This window comes from Bradyrhizobium sp. CCBAU 51753, assembly GCF_015291565.1.
Lineage (GTDB): Bacteria > Pseudomonadota > Alphaproteobacteria > Rhizobiales > Xanthobacteraceae > Bradyrhizobium > Bradyrhizobium ivorense.
In genome coordinates this window covers 7,476,447-7,493,380 of the sequence record NZ_CP030037.1, presented here as the reverse complement: position 1 = coordinate 7,493,380, position 16,934 = coordinate 7,476,447, and the positions used below count along the sequence as shown (strand labels likewise).

General features: G+C 60.4%; 17 protein-coding genes. 9 read left to right on the top strand and 8 right to left on the bottom strand.

What is annotated here, in order from left to right; all coding sequences use genetic code 11:
* The first annotated feature begins 133 nt into the window (after positions 1–133).
* From sfnG to XH93_RS34195, 7 genes are all read left to right on the top strand, one after another.
* The gene (gene sfnG, locus XH93_RS34225) at positions 134–1,234 is read left to right on the top strand and encodes a dimethylsulfone monooxygenase SfnG (protein ID WP_194470854.1); all 1,101 of its coding nucleotides are present in this window, start codon (positions 134–136) and stop codon (positions 1,232–1,234) included.
* Between the two features lie 22 nt (positions 1,235–1,256).
* Positions 1,257–2,174, top strand: coding sequence for an ABC transporter ATP-binding protein (locus XH93_RS34220; protein WP_194475432.1), 918 nt, complete (start codon positions 1,257–1,259; stop codon positions 2,172–2,174).
* The gene (locus XH93_RS34215; RefSeq protein WP_194470853.1) at positions 2,174–3,064 is read left to right on the top strand and encodes a branched-chain amino acid ABC transporter permease; all 891 of its coding nucleotides are present in this window, start codon (positions 2,174–2,176) and stop codon (positions 3,062–3,064) included. Before XH93_RS34220 ends, XH93_RS34215 begins: the two co-directional genes overlap by 1 nt.
* A 3-nt stretch (positions 3,065–3,067) precedes the next feature.
* Entirely contained in the window at positions 3,068–4,129 is a 1,062-nt protein-coding gene (locus XH93_RS34210; protein ID WP_194470852.1) for a branched-chain amino acid ABC transporter permease, read from the top strand.
* A 72-nt stretch (positions 4,130–4,201) separates the two neighbouring features.
* Entirely contained in the window at positions 4,202–5,479 is a 1,278-nt protein-coding gene (locus tag XH93_RS34205; RefSeq protein WP_246799756.1) for an ABC transporter substrate-binding protein, read from the top strand.
* A 61-nt stretch (positions 5,480–5,540) separates the two neighbouring features.
* A complete protein-coding gene (locus XH93_RS34200; protein ID WP_194470850.1) occupies positions 5,541–6,326 on the top strand; it encodes an ABC transporter ATP-binding protein in 786 nt (261 codons plus the stop codon).
* A gap of 25 nt (positions 6,327–6,351) precedes the next feature.
* Positions 6,352–7,548 (top strand): acyl-CoA dehydrogenase family protein, encoded by a 1,197-nt coding sequence (locus XH93_RS34195; RefSeq protein WP_194470849.1) that lies wholly within the window; start codon positions 6,352–6,354, stop codon positions 7,546–7,548.
* 84 nt (positions 7,549–7,632) lie between these two features.
* Here the strand turns inward: XH93_RS34195 and XH93_RS34190 are convergent, their stop codons facing one another.
* Complete coding sequence (locus XH93_RS34190) at positions 7,633–8,916, bottom strand: type II toxin-antitoxin system HipA family toxin (RefSeq protein ID WP_194470848.1); 1,284 nt, start codon at positions 8,914–8,916, stop codon at positions 7,633–7,635.
* Positions 8,913–9,200, bottom strand: a complete 288-nt coding sequence (locus tag XH93_RS34185) for a helix-turn-helix domain-containing protein (protein WP_139484817.1) — start codon at positions 9,198–9,200, stop codon at positions 8,913–8,915. Before XH93_RS34185 ends, XH93_RS34190 begins: the two co-directional genes overlap by 4 nt.
* A gap of 411 nt (positions 9,201–9,611) precedes the next feature.
* Between XH93_RS34185 and XH93_RS34180 the strand changes: the two genes are divergently transcribed.
* The gene (locus XH93_RS34180; RefSeq protein WP_194470847.1) at positions 9,612–9,785 is read left to right on the top strand and encodes a hypothetical protein; all 174 of its coding nucleotides are present in this window, start codon (positions 9,612–9,614) and stop codon (positions 9,783–9,785) included.
* 337 nt (positions 9,786–10,122) lie between these two features.
* On the opposite strand, the gene XH93_RS34175 is transcribed toward XH93_RS34180, so the two are convergent.
* Positions 10,123–10,725 carry a hypothetical protein gene (locus XH93_RS34175; protein ID WP_194470846.1) on the bottom strand — a complete coding sequence of 201 codons (603 nt, stop codon included), beginning with the start codon at positions 10,723–10,725 and terminating at the stop codon, positions 10,123–10,125.
* 47 nt (positions 10,726–10,772) lie between these two features.
* Positions 10,773–11,321: a recombinase family protein gene (locus tag XH93_RS43175; RefSeq protein ID WP_371815130.1), complete on the bottom strand. Its 549-nt coding sequence runs from the start codon at positions 11,319–11,321 to the stop codon at positions 10,773–10,775.
* 124 nt (positions 11,322–11,445) lie between these two features.
* On the opposite strand from XH93_RS43175, the gene XH93_RS34165 reads away from it, so the two are divergent.
* On the top strand, positions 11,446–11,712 hold the full coding sequence (locus XH93_RS34165; RefSeq protein ID WP_194470844.1) for a hypothetical protein: 267 nt from the start codon (positions 11,446–11,448) through the stop codon (positions 11,710–11,712).
* A 616-nt stretch (positions 11,713–12,328) separates the two neighbouring features.
* Here the strand turns inward: XH93_RS34165 and XH93_RS43170 are convergent.
* The 4 genes from XH93_RS43170 to XH93_RS34150 all read right to left on the bottom strand — a co-directional run bounded on the left by XH93_RS43170 (position 12,329) and on the right by XH93_RS34150 (position 16,665).
* Complete coding sequence (locus tag XH93_RS43170; protein ID WP_371814843.1) at positions 12,329–12,850, bottom strand: hypothetical protein; 522 nt, start codon at positions 12,848–12,850, stop codon at positions 12,329–12,331.
* 18 nt (positions 12,851–12,868) lie between these two features.
* Complete coding sequence (locus tag XH93_RS43165; RefSeq protein WP_371814842.1) at positions 12,869–13,252, bottom strand: hypothetical protein; 384 nt, start codon at positions 13,250–13,252, stop codon at positions 12,869–12,871.
* A 189-nt stretch (positions 13,253–13,441) separates the two neighbouring features.
* Positions 13,442–14,776 (bottom strand): metallohydrolase, encoded by a 1,335-nt coding sequence (locus XH93_RS34155; RefSeq protein ID WP_194470843.1) that lies wholly within the window; start codon positions 14,774–14,776, stop codon positions 13,442–13,444.
* Positions 14,758–16,665 carry a serine protease gene (locus tag XH93_RS34150; protein ID WP_246799376.1) on the bottom strand — a complete coding sequence of 636 codons (1,908 nt, stop codon included), beginning with the start codon at positions 16,663–16,665 and terminating at the stop codon, positions 14,758–14,760. Before XH93_RS34150 ends, XH93_RS34155 begins: the two co-directional genes overlap by 19 nt.
* Positions 16,666–16,934 lie beyond the last annotated feature (269 nt).

Genomic DNA, 16,934 nt, shown 5'->3' with positions numbered 1-16,934 from the left:
CTTTCCCATCATCCCGATCTCAGCGACGGCTCGAACGAGCCGTGTCGTAGCCCGCTGACCAACCGCAGCGTGAATGCATCGTGCTGCTTGCGTCACATCCATCTGCAAATCCAAACTCCAGAAGGACATTCCTATGACCGCGAACCATGATCAAATCAAATTCGCCTATTGGGTGCCGAACGTTTCCGGCGGCCTCGTGATCAGCAAGATCGAGCAGCGGACCGGTTGGGATATCGATTATAACCGCCGGCTGGCGCAGATCGCGGAACAGGCGGGGTTCGACTATGCCCTGAGCCAGATCCGCTTCACGGCCGGCTATGGCGCCGAGTTCCAGCACGAGCCGGTCGCCTTCAGCCACGCGCTGCTCGCGGCGACCACGAAGCTGAAGGTGATCGCGGCGCTGCTGCCAGGGCCCTGGAATCCGGCGGTCGCCGCCAAGCAGATCGCCACCATCAGCCAGCTCAACGAGGGCCGCGTTGCGGTCAATATCGTCTCTGGCTGGTTCCGTGGCGAGTTCACCGCGATCGGCGAACCCTGGCTCGATCACGACGAACGCTACCGGCGCTCGGAAGAGTTCATCCGGTCGCTGCGCGGGATCTGGACCCAGGACAACTTCACCTTCCGCGGCGATTTCTATCGCTTCAGCGACTACACGCTGAAGCCGAAGCCGCCCCAGCCGCTGCCCGAGATCTTCCAGGGCGGCAGCTCGCGCGCGGCGCGCGACATGGCCGCGCGGGTGTCGGACTGGTACTTCACCAACGGCAATTCAGTCGATGAGATCAAGAAGCAGATCGACGATATCAGAGCCAAGGCAAGGGCCAATAACCATTCGGTCAGGATCGGCGTCAATGCGTTCGCGATCGCGCGCGACAGCGAGGCCGAGGCGCGCAGCGTCCTCAACGAGATCATCGCCAAGGCCGATCCGGAGGCCGTCAATGCCTTCGGTCACGAGGTCAAGAACGCCGGCAAGGCCTCACCGGAAGGTCAGGGAAATTGGGCCAAATCGAGCTTCGAGGATCTCGTCCAGTACAATGACGGCTTCAAGACCAACCTGATAGGCACGCCCGATCAGATCGCCGAGCGCATCATCGCGCTCAAGGCGGTCGGGGTCGACCTGGTGCTGCTCGGCTTCCTGCATTTCCAGGAAGAGGTCGAGTATTTCGGCCGCCGCATCATTCCGCTGGTGCGTGCACTGGAAGCGGACGCGCTGCGGCACGTTCAGGCCGCCGAGTGATCCGGAAAACACGGGCGTGACCATGATTGCAGCAAGCGCGGGTGTTCTTCCATTGGATGGCGCCCTTGTCGAGCCGGCGCTCTCTGCGCCCTTGTCCACGCACGCGGACGTTGCGGACCGTGCGCTCGTGAAACGAGGCAGTGGCGAGATCCAGCCGGTGCTCGCGCTTGCTGACATCTCGCTTTCGTTCGGCGGCGTCGCCGCATTGCGCGACATCGATTTCGAGGTGGCACAAGGCGAGATCCGCGCGGTGATCGGCCCCAACGGTGCCGGCAAGAGCTCGCTGCTCAATGTCATCAGCGGGCTCTACCGGCCGGACCGGGGCCGGGTGTGGCTCGGCGAGCATTCCTTCGCCCATGTACCGACGGCGCGGCTGGCGCAGCATGGTGTGGCGCGGACGTTCCAGAATCTCGCCGTGTTCAAGGGCCTCTCGGTGCGGGACAACGTTCTGATGGGACTGGCGCACCGGGTCCGCGCCGGCTTCCTGCGCCAGATCGCGGGCATGCCTCTGGCGCGGCAGATCGACGCGGAGAACCGCGCCGCCGCAGAAGACGTCATCGGCTTCCTGCACCTTCGCGAGGTGCGCGACCGTGCCGCCGGAACCTTGCCCTATGGTTTGCTGAAGCGCGTCGAGTTGGCGCGCGCGCTGGTGGCGCGGCCGTCGCTTTTGCTGCTCGACGAGCCCTTTGCGGGCGTCTCGCTCGGCGAGAAGCGCGAATTAGCCGCGCATGTCCGCAACGCGCGCGACCACTATGGCGCCACCATTGTCCTGATCGAGCACGACATCGGCGTCGTGATGGGACTGTCCGATCGCGTCGCGGTGCTCGACTACGGCCGCAAGATCGCCGACGGCACGCCGGACCAGGTGAGATCAGACCAGGCGGTGGTCGATGCCTATCTCGGCGTTGCGCATGCGGACGAAACGGAGCTCGCACTTTGATGTTTGACTATCAATTCCTCATCGAAGTGCTGGTGGGCGGTCTGCTGTCGGGCGTGATGTATTCGCTGGTCGCGATCGGATTCGTAGTGATTTACAAAACTTCGGGCGTGCTCAACTTCGCGCAGGGCGCGATGCTGCTGTTCGCGGCGCTGACCTTCGTCAGCCTGGTCGAGCGCGGCGTCGCGTTTCCGTTGGCGTTGCTGGCGACATTGGCGATCATCGTCGCGCTCGGCGTCGGGGTCGAGCGTGCGGTGCTGCGCCCGCTGCTCAACCAGCCGCCGATCACCCTGTTCATGGCAACGCTCGGGCTCTCATATGTGATCGAGGGGGCGGCGCAACTGCTGTGGGGCACCCAAGTCCACGGCCTCGACATCGGCATCAGCGACGTGCCGCTCGATATCGCCGGGGTCTTCATCAGCCAATTCGACCTGTTCGCGGCGGCGGTGGCGGGCAGTCTGGTGACGCTGTTCGCGCTGTTCTTCCGCACCACGCGGACCGGGCTGTCGTTCCGCGCCGTCGCCGACGATCCGTTTGCAGCACTTGCGGTCGGCCTTCGCCTGCAGCGGGTCTGGGCAATCGTGTGGACCGTCGCCGGAATCGTAGCTCTCGTCGCCGGACTGCTGTGGGGCGCGCGGCTCGGCGTGCAGTTTTCGCTGTCGCTGGTGGTGCTCAAGGCGCTGCCGGTGCTCGTGCTCGGCGGCTTCGATTCGATCGCCGGCGCCATCGTCGGGGGCCTCCTGATCGGCGCGATCGAGAAGCTCGCCGAGGTCTATGTCGGCCCGCTGGTCGGCGGCGGCATTGAAGCCTGGGCCGCCTATGTCGTGGCGCTGGCGTTCCTGCTGGTGCGGCCCTCGGGCCTGTTCGGGCAGAAACTGGTTGAGAGAGTTTAGGGCATGGACACCATCGCTTCGACATCGCACCGGACCGGGCCGGTCGCCGAGAGTATCCTGGTCGGCGTTGCCGCCGTGATCGCCTTCGGCGTGATTCCGCTCGCCGGCTCGGATTACCTGATGGACGCCGTGCTGACGCCATTCCTCGCGCTTGCGCTCGCCGCGGTTGGGCTCAACGTCCTCACCGGTTATGCCGGGCAGGTGTCGCTCGGCTCGGCCGCGTTCCTCGCGGTCGGGGCCTACGCCGCCTACAATCTGCATCTGCGCGTGCCCGAGCTGCCGCTGCTGCTCGATCTGGTGCTCGCCGGTTTCGTCGCGGCGGCGATCGGCATCGTGTTTGGACTGCCAAGCCTGCGGCTGCGCGGGTTCTATCTTGCGGTCTCGACACTGGCCGCGCAGTTCTTCGTGCAATGGGCGCTGACGAAGTTCGGTTGGTTCTCCAACGACAATCCGTCCGGCGTGATCGATGCACCGGCGCTCAGCTTTGCCGGTTATTCCTTCACCAGCGCCGCCGGCCGTTATCTGTTCTCGCTGGCCGTCGTGACAGTGGCGACGATCCTGACATTGCGGCTGCTGCAATCGCAGACCGGCCGCAACTTCATCGCCGTCCGTGATCACGAAATCGCCGCAAAGGTCATCGGCGTGCCACTGCTGCAGACCAAGCTGCTGGCATTCGGCGTCTCCTCGTTCCTGATCGGCGTCGCGGGCGTGCTGTGGGCGTTCGCCTACCTGCGTACGGTCGAGCCGGCCGGATTCAATCTCGACCGCTCGTTCCAGATTCTCTTCATCATCATCATCGGCGGATTGGCGTCGTTGCGCGGCGCATTCCTTGGCGCGGCCTTCATCGTGGTGTTCCCGCTGATGCTGTCGCGGCTGGGCGCGGCGCTGCTCGGCGGTGTGTTCGACTCCGGCGTGCTGGAGATGAGCCAGCGCATCGTGATCGGCGCACTCATCATCGCCTTTTTGATCACCGAGCCGCGCGGACTGATCGCGCTGTGGGATCGCTTTCGTGCCGCGATCGGCCGCCGCACTGGACGGCCACGGCAGGACATTTCCTACAACTGACAAATGAAGGAGTGGACGATGACGACGTTACGAAATTTTAAGTTCGCGCTGGGTTTGGTGGGTACCTTGGCCATGGCCGGCGCACCGGGGGCGCGCGCCGACGAGCAGTTCTTCCCGCTGCAAAGCTATCGGGTCGGTCCCTACGCCGCCGGCGGTACCGGCTTCTTCGGCGGCTTCATCGACTATTTGAACCTGGTCAACATCCGCGACGGCGGCGTCAACGGCGTAAAACTGACCTGGGACGAGGGCGAGACCCAGTACGAGGTCGAGCGCGGCGTCGAGGTCTATGAGCGGCTGAAGAACCGGCCCGGCGTCGCCGCCTGGAATCCGCTCTCGGTCGGCATCGCCTACGCCATGATCGACCGCATCACCAAGGACAAGGTGCCGCTGATCACCGTCAACCATGGCCGCACCGATTCGACCGACGGTCGCGTCTTTCCCTACGTCTTCCCGCTGCTGCTCAATCCTTACAGCGAGACCTCGGGCATCGTGAACTACATCGCGAGCCGCGAAGGCGGCGTCGACAAGCTCAAGGACAAGAAGATCGTCGTGCTCTATCACGGCTCGCCCTACGGCAAGGAGACGATCCCGATCTACAAGCTCCTCGCGGACAAGTATCATTTCAGCGTCGAGCAGATCGAGGTGCCGCATCCCGGCAACGAGCAGCAATCGCAATGGCTCTCGATCCGGCGTGCCAAGCCCGATTATGTGGTGCTGCGCGGCTGGGGCGTGATGAATCCGGTGGCGCTGAAGACCGCGCAGAAGGTCGGCTTCCCGGCCGACCACATCATCGGCAATGTCTGGTCCAATTCCGAAGAGGATGTGATCCCGGCGGGCGATGCCGCCAAGGGCTACATCGCGATCACGACACAAGCCTCCGGTGCCGAACATTCGGTGCTGCAAGAGGTGATCAAGACCGTCTATGGCGCCGGCAAGGGTAATCTCGACGACAAGAAGCGGATTGGCAGCGTCTACCACAACCTCGGCATCGTCAACGGCATCCTCAATGTCGAGGCAATCCGGATCGCGCAGGCGAAGTTCGGCAAGCGCACGCTGACCGGCGACGAGGTGCGCTGGGGCTTTGAGCATCTGCAGCTCGATCCGGCGCGGGTCGAGGCGCTCGGTGCCAGGGGCCTGTTCCATTCGATCAACGTCACCTGGGACAATCACGAGGGCGACGGCCGCGTCACCTTCCAGCAGTGGGATGGTGCGAAGTGGAAGGTGGTCTCGGACTGGATAGCGCCGGACTGGGCGTCCCTGCGGCCGATCATCGAGAAGTCCGCGGCCGCCTATGCCCAGGAGCGCGGCATCAAGCCCCGCACCTCCGGCGACGATCCGGTCAGCCAGTAACCGATCGCGCGGCTGCGGGAGCCTTATGCCTCCCGCAGCCGGCAACCCGACGGATCGAACCATGAGTGAAGTCCTGCTCTCTGTCGACGGCCTGGCCGCGACCTACAACCACGCGATCCGCGCCGTCAGCGACGTGTCGCTCGTGGTGCAGCCGGGCGAAATTGTCGCCGTGCTCGGCGCCAACGGTGCCGGCAAATCGACCACCCTGCAGGCAGTGTCGGCGCTGCTGTCCGCCCGTCGCGGCCAGATCACTGCTGGCCGTATCGTGTTCGATGGTCGTGATCTCGCCGGTTCATCGGCCGCCACGCTGGTGCGCGAGGGCATCGTGCCGGTGCTCGAGGGGCGGCACTGCTTTGCGTCGCTGACGGTCGAGGAGAACCTCTTCACCGGCGCGATCGGGCGCGATGCGACCCGCGCCGAGACCGCAGATGATCTCGACCGCGTCTACACGTTGTTTCCGCGGCTGAAGGAGCGGCGCCGTTCGCTGGCGGGGCTGACCTCGGGCGGCGAGCAGCAGATGACAGCGATCGGCCGCGCCCTGATGTCGCGGCCGCGGCTGCTGGTGCTCGATGAGCCGTCGACGGGGCTGGCGCCGCTCGTCGTGGAGGGAATTTTTCGCGCACTCAAGCAGCTCAATGCCGAGAAGGATCTGTCGATCCTGGTCGCGGAGCAGAACTCGACGGTGGCGCTGCGCTTCGCCGACCACGCGGTCGTGCTCGAGAACGGCCGCAGCGTGCTCGCGGGTGCCGCCGCCGAGCTGCGGCGGCGAGGCGACATCAAGACGCTCTATCTCGGCGGATCGTCACAAGCCGATCCGAGCCGGCAGCCGACCCAGGCTGTCGCTTGACATCAACCTGGACAGGAGAATGACCATGGCCCAAGAAAATCTCGCCCGAAAGATCGACGGCGACGTCTATGCAAGACTCGACGCCGCGATCGACGCCACCGTGAAGGTGAACGCCGATCGCAACGACAAGGAGAGCCGCTTTCCGCGCGAGAATCTGCGTGCGCTGTCGGAGGCCGGATGGACCGGCGTGCTGAACGAGGTGCAGCATGGCGGGCTCGGCCTCGCTCACGTCGACTTTGCCGAAGCCGCCTATCGCATCGGGCAAGCCGATGCCTCGACCGGTCTCGTCTATGTGATGCATGTCGGCGCGGCCCAAACTATCAATCTGTTCGGCAGCGCCGACCAGAAGGAGCGCTGGCTCAAATCCAACAATGGCAGCCTGCTCGGCACCTATTCGACCAGCGAGCGCGCCACCGGCGGGCACTGGTGGTACAATCTCTCGGAAGCCTCGCGCGACGGCGAGGATTATCTGGTCAATGCCGAGAAGTCATTCACGACCAGCTCGGGCCAGGCCGATTACTATGTGGTGCAGACGCGCGCGCCCGGCGCACAGGACCAGGCCGATATCGTGTTCTTCATCGTCGACGGCAAGGCCGAAGGGATCGAATCACGGCCTTGGGATGCGCTCGGCGTGCGGGCCAATCATTCAGGCCCGATCCGCTACAGTAATGTGCGGGTGCCACGGCGCGACCGGCTCGGCACCGAGGGGCAGGGCAAGGAGATCATCTATGACGGCGTGTCGCCGGTCTATCTGATCGGACTCGGCGCGGTCTGGGAAGGCGTGGCGCGCGGAGCGCTGAACGCGGCGGTAGCGCACACCACGAGCTTCGTGCACAAGGACAGGAACAAAAGCTTGTCGGATTATCAGGCGATCCGGCAGGAGCTCGGCGCCGCCAAGGTACTGGTCGAGACCTTGCGGCCCTGGCGCAACGAACTCGCCGCCCGGCTTGACACGCTTTGGCGCGCCGGCAAGCCGCAGAGCGAGATCCTGATCCCGCTGACCGAGTTCAAGGTGCACGCCGCCGAGGTCGCCAACAAGGTCGCGGCCACCGCGCTGACCGTGACCGGGGGCTATGGCTACCATCGCGGTCCGATCGAGCGCTCCTATCGAGACGCGCGCGCCGCGATCGCGATGGGCCCATCCAACGTGATCGCACGCGACTGGATCGGCAAGGCGCTGGTCGGCTTGCCGTTGGAACTGTTCTACGAGGGCGGAGAGTAAAGCCTCGCGGCCTGCACTCCACGGGCTGCGGAATACCGTTCCCTACCGTCGCTGGTCGACCGCGAACCGTGAATCTGTGCAAGCTTAGGGGCCTTTCAGAAGGCGTTGGCAGTCTTTGGCTCGCTCGATCAGCTTTGCGGCAAGGCGCTGGATAACGGCGTTATCTAGCCCTTCCGCTTGCGCGGTAGCGCACACGCCGCTTACGCTGTCCGGAAGCAGATCGGCCAAGGAGTTCAGTCCCGCAATGACTTTTTCCGCATCGAAACGGATTTCGCGGGCGAATTTCCGCCATTCGCGCGCACCTATTTGACCAAGCTTGTATTCCCCACCAATCTTCATCGCGAGCTTCATCTTTTGCAGATCAACATCGTCGTAGGGAAGGATGCTGGCGATATCGTAGAGTGGCGCAAGCCGCACCGTTGGGCCATTGGCTAGCAGTAGTGAGTAGTTTTTGGCGTGCGCATCGGTACCCCCGATGAGCCAATTGAAGCCGAGAGCATCGATGAACGTATCGAGATCATCAACGCTCTCGGTGGAGTGGGTACGTAAGAGTTCGATAATATCCGTGGCGGACGGGCCGCCCTCGCTTTGATATTTCCTGGTTGGCATGATGCCGCGTGCCTGGCACACGTCCTCTTGATGGACGCGAATGACGTTATTGCCACTGAACTGCCGATCGTAGCGTTCGACGACAATGGCGACCTCATTCTCAAACCGCATGACCTTTGTTTCGGCGACAGGCAAGCCGAGATTACGCGCGAGATTGAGGCAGATATGTTCGTTCTCGGCATGGCCGTCGAAGTGGCCGGTCGGAGGCTTCAGGATATGGGTTGTCGGAATGCGTCCAGACGGTATCCCCCATCGTCTTTTTTGCAGAAGCAGTGCGGTTTTCGGCTGCGCACCGGCGAGGCTGAATTGCCCTGTATCACGCGGCAGCCGCCACGCGGCATGATCTTCTCTCAATGCTTGCAGACGTTTTGCGACGGCGGCTTCGTCAAGCCACTCAACCTTGTCGTCCGTACCGCTTCGCAATTTCTCCAAACGATCGGGCGTGACGAATTGAATGGCGCCGGCGCAGTCTTCGCCAACATGAGAGATCAGGGCAAACACGTTGCGGGCCGAGACCTGAAACTTCTTCGCCCAACGATCGAGAACGCGCTCATTGTCCGGGAGCAGTCCCCATAGAAAGGCCTGAACGGCGGCGGGACCGTGTTCCTCGGCCGCGAGTGGCATGGAGAGCGAAATGGGGTATGCGCCCCTCGTTTGCCGCCAATCGCTGTCATAGACAAAGGTGAGACGGCCACGAGCGTCGTTGTGCACGCGGCCGACTTCCCTGCCGTCCAGGAGCGCGACGAGTTCGTTGGTCATTGCCTGCTCTTTTTGGCTTTTGACACGATTGCATTGATATCGACGACTGGCTTTTCTGAACCGCGGCCATGGGGTTGTTCGCTGCCCGCGTCTAGACGGATGCCGAGAGCGTCAAGGGCGCGGAGCACGAGGCCGAGTTCAGCGCGGGCATGGCCGCGCTCAACCTCAATAACCCACTGACGGCTGACGCCAATGCGCTTGGCGAGGCTCGATTGGTCGAGCTTGAGGCGTTTGCGTGTGTCTCGAATGATGGCCCCGAGATCGGCCGACGTGCGTATGAGCATGGCAATTCAAAATGTTGGCGTTCGCTTACATTAGCGCATGTCAGCGTTCGGTTACAATTTGAAAATGTCAGCGAATGATGACTTCTGCAAATGTCATCGTTCGTTAACATAATCGGCTCGGCCGTCGAGAGAAAGAACTATATAGATCAGTGCCTTATCTTAGGGCGTGCGAACTTTGGTAACGACCCTTGATAGCCTCTGCCGAGCCACAGTTGGGTTATCCGCATTCAACGGAGATGCCAGATATCCATATCGGTGGGAATACGAACGGGCCCGGAACGGTGGCTAGCCACGACCGTCCCATGCCCTCAAGAATATTGAACCGGCATTCAAGCAGGGCTTTTCGGGAATGACGCGCGATCCCTTGGAACTTGCCTGCTCGCCGCGCGAGCGACGTTGATAAAGTCCATAGTGGGCGACATGCCGGCCGATCATCGCAAATTTCTTATCTCGTTCGAGCGTGGCGAGCCCGATTGGGATTTGTTGGGTGTGCCCAACGCGCCCGAACTTCCCGCGGTGCGCTGGCGGCAGCAGAATCTCCACAAACTCTCGGCGAACAAGCGTGCTGTCCTCGTCGAGGCTTGAAGAGGTGCTTGCTGACCCTGGAACCGAACCCTTACAAACGACACCCCAACTTGATCTCATTAGCGGTCCATGAACCGGCGCAGATCCGGAATCGACGCGTGCTCCTTGCGGACCCTAAGTCTGCTTGCGGAACTTCCGTGCTGTCGGCGATTTCGCGGCTGAGATGCTCGAGATCACGGCAGAGTGATCATCGGCCTGTCTGCAATAAAGCCGGAGTGCCCCCTGTTGTGCCCCAGCTGTTTAGGGGCACATTTGAAGGGAGCTAAATCGATAACTAATTGATTTATTGGGGTTAATGGTGAGCGCCCTTGGACCTCTTCCGTGTGAACGCTGAAGATCATCTTCCGGGTAAGCTCGATTGCAGACCTTTGTTCAGGCCTCTCGCGCCGGAGGTCGCGGGTTCGAGCCCGCTTTTCGCGCGTCCATCTGGCTCAGAAATGGGCGCCAGAGAAAACGCCCCCGCTACCATCTTTATAGCCGACACCCCTTCGACGCCCATTAGGGCCGCCAAACGGCCTTTAATCTGAACCTCATATTCGTCACCCGCCTCTCGGGGGCGCACTATTACGTTCTCCACCAGCGAACGGAACCGAGCGATGAGCGCCAAATCGGGGCTAGCGCCGCTTTTGAGGATTTCCGCCAAGTCTTCCAAGTTCTTCTTGAACAAGCGAACCGCCTTTGGGTGCAACTCGATTACATTGGTGTGAGTTTCAGCCAACGCAAGCTCAGCCTCGACTTTCGCTAGGTCTGCACGCAAGGGACTGAGCAGGTCACTTGCCTCGCTGTCACTGATGATCCCCTTGGCGATCGCCGTAACCACGCGCTGAATTTTGGCCTTTGCTGTGGTGCGATCTTTCTCAAGATTTACCCGCTGCTTTCGAGCGTTCGACTCGGCGCGATTTCTTTCGTTACGGTAGGCTTTGACGTATTCCTCAATCACGTCAGGATTATCTAGCTGGACGCGAAGAGCATCGATAACCAGTCGCTCTATCTTGGCGACATAGTATCGCGCGCCATTTTTGCAGACACCCGATTCTCTGTGAACGCTGCACTGAATACGAGGGCCGCTACATCTGCGCCGATGATAGTCATTCCCCCGCCGCAGCATCCACACTTCAACAGCCCGGACAGCATCCGTTTCGACCGCGAAGCTTGCTTGGCTTGCGGTCCTCCAACGGTGCTCAGCCGCTGAGCGACTCGCGCGAACAGCGCTTGATCGACAATTCTGAGGTGGGGTACGTCTACACTTTGCCACTCAGACTCGGGATTGACGCGAGACAAGCGCTTGCCGGTCGAAGGGTTCTTCACCATCCGAACGCGATTCCAAATCTGTCGTCCGGAGTAGAGCGGGTTGCGTAGAATTCCGTGGCCGCGTTGAGAATTGCCGTTGATCGTTGATGCGTTCCATCGCGTTCCCCGGGGAGGCGCGATCCCTTCCCGATTCAGCATCGCCGCAATAGACCGGGGTGCTGTACCGACAGCGTAGAGTGAAAAAATCCGGCCAATGACATTCGCCTCATCCGGGACGATCTCCAATTCGCCGGGCTTTCCTACGATGGGGCGATAGCCATATGCTCGACAAATCTCTAGCTGGTCCTCAACGGACCGGTCGTTCTGAAAATCGGTTGAATACCTCGCGTAAAGTACGGCGCGCTTCGGCGTGCTGGCCAACGTCAGTCAACACCACCCACCGCAGAAGAGATTCGTAAGTCGCCATCTTTCAAGCTGCCTATTACTGGCGGAGGGCGGAAGAAGGATGCTCAGCAACTGTTGCCAATGGAAGAACCTGTTTTGGTGCGGCCGCACCCAAAGGGTAACAAGCGAAAAAAATCCGCGTAACGCTTCCATGCTTGAGGCCTTTGAGGATTTCGTGAAGCGCCAGAAAAATCGGCTCGGGATCGATCCGAAGAAAGAGGCCGCCAACTGAGGCGGCCTCCGGTCGAGCGACCCCAGCAACCTTTGGGGGCCGTGGGGGCCGGCTGCTGGGGCCATCTACCCACCCGGGATGCCGGGCCAGGTGCCGGTTAGTTCGCGAACATCGCGATGCCGACAATGATCATCGGGCACAGCCCGAATAGTGCAATCCAAATACTGTTGAGGTCGCTGCCCATGACACAACCCCTGTGTGGTGTCTGGGTAACTTACGCCCCATGGGATTCCTTAGGTAGTGCAGATTGTGCCGCAGCGATCCGCCGAAGCAAAATCGACGGCAGGAACTCCGTTCACCCACGGAGAACCCCGGGACTGCCGGGGTTCGCTAGCTGAGAACGTTTTGCGCCCCATTCCATGTGATGGAGTCAGAACATCCGATGGCCGACTCAGTAGCTCTACTGAGAACAACGGTTAAGGTTTTGGTTTCCGTTCGCTTAATCCGAACTAGGACACTTCAAATTCAACTTAGGACACCGGGGCTTAAATACGGACAGCACCCAGCTAGACTTAGGAACGGATTGACATTTTAGAACAAAATAAGAACATGGGCGGATGGCCGAGACCGCACCGATCGCACCGACCCAAGCCGACCGCCTCGAAGCGGCGACCGATCAAGCCATCATGGCTTGCGGCGGGGACGCGCGGGCGGCGGTGACCGCGCTGATCGTTGCCAACGAATTCCTTCGAGCAACGGCTAGAACGGCTTGCATCGACCGGCTACCCCAGTAGGTGCCGTTATGATCCTTGCGCTCAAAGGAATCTATGAGGTGACGCTTGCGCAAACTCCTGACTTGATTGTCAACGGTATCCAGGACTCGCAGCGAATGTCTCGCCCAGTCGCGATGAGGATCTGGATCTGGGGCAATCTTTTGACCGGCGTCGCTGACCAGAAGCGTGACGAAGCGCTTCGTTATCGTCTCAAGCCCTAAATTGTCGTACACGCCACCGTCGCTCAGGATTGCCTTTTCGGTGTAAGGCTCCTTGTGCAGATCCGCTCCAGGCGTGTTGATAACTGGCTGCTCGATGTCGAGTTCGGAGGGAGAAAGCACTGGCGGAAACGCAGAAGATGCCGCAACTGCGATGGCGAGAAGGACATCGGGCCGTTCGACCAAACCGACGCGGTAGTCGCCCATGTAGTTACGAGAGAAACGCTAAAGCGCAGCCGTTTGAATATTTGTGGCGTTGATGACAAAACGGGGGTTTCCTGGCTGAGAATCGTCTGGCAGATCATTCAGCCTCGCGCCCTTGAAGAGCACCTTGTCGTACGCCTTGGCAACCCTGTCGCTGATCGAGCCCGGGAGCAAGATGCCGCCGATGATTGCGCCCGCATCAACTGTAGTGTCCGCGAGTTGCCTAACCCGTTCAATGACGAGTTCAAAGTTTACGGCGACGTCATCGGTAAATTGCAAGTCCTTCCAACTCGTTCCGAGTACGCCGGCCGTGATCGATCCGCCCGAGACGCTGGAAATCCGCTTGACCTTGCGCAGAAGTCCAACTTCATTGAGGCGGATCAATCCACCTACGTGGAAGACCATAGCGCGATACCCTCCACCCGAAAGCGCTAGGGCCAATTCCGTCTTCAGGCTGAGCGGGTCGCTTGTCAATGAATTCGTCTAATGACATTTGATGCTCCAATCTTGCGATTTTGACGAGGCGACCACAGGATGAAAAGGTTTGCTCTGACGGCAGTGATCTTGCTTTCGGCTCTTCTATGTCGTCGCGATCTATTCGATCTCCACGTCGATGAAGCCTTGCGAGCCGAGCATCCGCTCAAGGTCGGTGCGGACCGGCTGGGGGGCAGAGAATGACTCCTTCTCGTACTCGGCGAAGCGTGGTACTTCCGAGGTCGTCATCTTGGCCTTTTTGAAAAGAGCGGCGTAGTTTCTGGTGTTCGATACTCGTTTTCCAATTTCAGCGAGAAGGTCCGCGCGGGGAATCGTTGGATAGTTGGCCCTATGGGTTGAAACGATTGCGTTGGCGCCGGCTTTCGACGCCTCAGGAAGGATTGCATTGAGGATTGCCAGCGGCTCTCCCTTGCTGGCAGCGGCGGTTTGTCCCCAGGGCGTCGCATTGACACTCCCGTGATGTCCTACCTTGTAGAAATTAAGCGCTCCCTTGAGCTTGTTCTTCCGCAAGTTCCACATCACGTTCCAAGAGCAGTTTGCCTTGGTCCCCTTCTTGTACGCTCCGTCCCACTCGGCATCGCCGCCAAAAAGAAGTCGCTTGCCCTTCCATTCAAGCAAAAGCACAACGCTCGTGTTGTTACAGACTTTCCCGTCGAGATCTGCAAAGGCGAGTGCCGTCGACAGCATGCGCGAGCGCAACTGACGGAAGTCGGCAGGATCAAGATTACCAGGAGCTGATACTGGTACTTCCGGAACTGCCGCCTCCACGGGGGGGAGCCCCGAATCGATGAACGTCAGAGCATGGCGGAGCGAGGGGTCTCCCTCGTCGCCCAGATAGTAGAAATCAATGTCGCGCTCCGGCCCGAGCACGCTGATAGTTGCGCTGGTAAGCGGCAACGAAAGATCAGCCTTGCTCGAATCTGCATGAACGTAGGTAGGTTTAATGCCGCTTGCCTTCGGCAGCGTTACGCGAAGTGTCCGCATAGCGTCTGCGTTAAGCGCCATTACATTCGCGAGTTCCGTCAATTCAGGTCCGAGCGCCAGGTGGAGTCGCAATGCCTGGGCCATCGCGCCAGCGGCGAAACTATGTAGCTTCTTCGCTTTCTCCGCCTCAGGATGACTCGGGTCCATCGCGGCATTCATCCAGATCGCCCCAAACGAGATATCCTCCCAGAGGTCCATTCCGAAGCCGGTCATATGATCCTTGTGCTCGTGGGTGACGACCAAGAGATCGATGCGGCGCTTGCCTTTGATCAACGGCAATAAAGTCTTGAGGTTTTCGACCGCCGCCGAAAGATAATCCGTGCTGCTCAGCGTTCCGCAATCGATGAGGATGTGAAAGTCGCGACCCTCTTTATGAGCCTTGGGGATCCGACAATAAATGCAGTCGCCCAGACCGACATCGAACATCCGGATCAGAAGCTTATCTGCCATTGCCGATCCCCCGTTTCGTCGAGTTCGACGTCGCCACGAAGTGAAAAGTGCGGTGCAAGCTGAAAGCGGATTGTTCCGTCGATCTTCTGAAAGCCAAACGGCGGCGTAGCTCGCTCGACCAAGCCGATCTCACTGCCGATCGTTTCGCCGACGGCTCCCGCCGCGACCCGCGCTGCAATTGTCTTCAGAAGCTCAGTACGCCGAGCAGCGCCCTGGACTTGCTCTGCCGTGGCTGCCGCATTGGTACCGACGCTGACGCTGCCTGGCTTGCGGGCCCAGTGGATCAGATTCCCATTCTGGTCGAGTACCATGGTTGCGCCGCAAAGCATCGCCGTCCGCTCGCCGTCGAAGCGGCCAAATTGTTTACCTGCGAGAATAAGATTCTCACGCCAGATATATTGCACGATGATCTGCTCGGGTAACGATCGGCCGTCCCGCGCTAACTTGCTGGCGCGCACGATTTCGCTGACGATCAGATCCGCGTTGAGCGGAATCAGTAGTTTAGCGCGGTTGTCATCGAGGAAGCGATAGGCGCCGCCCCTCGACGCGGCGATAGCGTCGATCGAGTGAAATACGTCTAGGGGCGGCCGTTGAAACACCGGCGCTGGTTCAAGCAATTCCGTCCTGTCGCCTTCGGTCAGAATGCCGCGCCTGATGAAGCAATCGAGCATGAGCGCCCGATAGCCCGAAGGGTCGGTCGGATTGGCAACCTGCTCGGAGCGCAGTACTGCCAACGCATAGTCACGAAAGGTAACGGCGCAAGGGGGTAAGAGGTCAAGTGGTTGAAAAGCGAGCATCTGCATCCGAGGGACCGTGTCGGCCAGCGCTCTCACATCGCTGGGCCTACTGCTTCGGCCTTTCTTGTGTCGCTCTAACTCGCGCTCGCGGTGCTGGGCGAAAACACCCTTGAGAATGTCGAACATCGTGGCGGTCATGACCTCTGACAGCGCGTGCGGTTCGAGCTTGCCTTTGAGTTTCTCCATCGTCTGGTCGTTGAGCGCGCTGCGCAGATAGGGTGAGTTAGATGTCGCCTCACCGAACTGCCGAGCAAGGCCTGCAAGCAATTGGGCAGTGTTGAGATCGCCGTTACTTTCCTTGAGCACAACCTTGCGGAAAGCGTTATTTCTGAATGCCATCACAATGGCAGTGAGATCGCCGAAAAATTCGTGAAACGCGGCAGTTTGCGCGTCGACCGATTCGTAGAAGTGTGGCCGAAGGCCGTCGAGCAATGCATGGCCAAATTCGTGGTTTACGATGTCGCTCGACAAGCAAGTGTAGACTCGGTTCTTGTCATCGCCGAACCAATAGAATTGCAGCGACTTGCTAGTCCGGTCGTAGTAAGCGTTTTCGCCATATCCGGCGTGAGGCACGACTATCAGCCGATTACCTTCAAATGCCCAGCTGATCCTGCGCCCGAGCGCAAAGCCGCTCTCAAAAAACTCAAGAGTATTTTGCAGGTTTGCCCAGACACTGAGCTGATGATACTGGAAGCGATCCTTTGTTTTGCTGTTAAGTACGGAGCCATCGGGCGCTCGATAGCAATTACACTTACGGTCCCAGACCGCAGGGGGCGTAAGCGTGTTGCTTGTGGCGTCATAGTCAACGACGGCAAAGCGCGCGCTGGTTGGACCGTCGCGCAGCCCGGGCTCCCAAGGCGCAGTGAACTCGGTGTCGAAGCCCGCGCCCTCAGATGCGCTGGCTACAGCCGGATCCTTGAAATAGACCTCGATTGGCAAACGCAGCCCGGTCTCCTTTAGGGCAGCGAGTCCCAGGTAACGTCGGGCCGCATACAGCTCAATTAAGGTGGCGCGCGTTAGCTTTCGATCGGAGTTTCCCGCCGAGCCGTTCGCCTTGGCTTCAGCAGGTGCCTTAGTCTTCTTGGCCCCCATGTCCGCTCCCTCGCGAGGGTGCGCCGCTCCGCCTGATCGAGGCCCTAGTCGAGAGACGCACAATCTCGGGTAGTATAGTCGTCACGTTTGGAAAATTCGAGCAAGATTTTTCAAGCGATCCGATCTCTAGGATGGGGACCGCTCGCGAACGCAGAAAGTTCTTGCCTAGGAAATGTGCTTCGGGGAGGTTGCACGTAGAGCGCGAAAGGTGTTTGATGGCGCCAATGACATTATAGGCGGACAGATCCTGAGTGATCGTCCCCAAACAG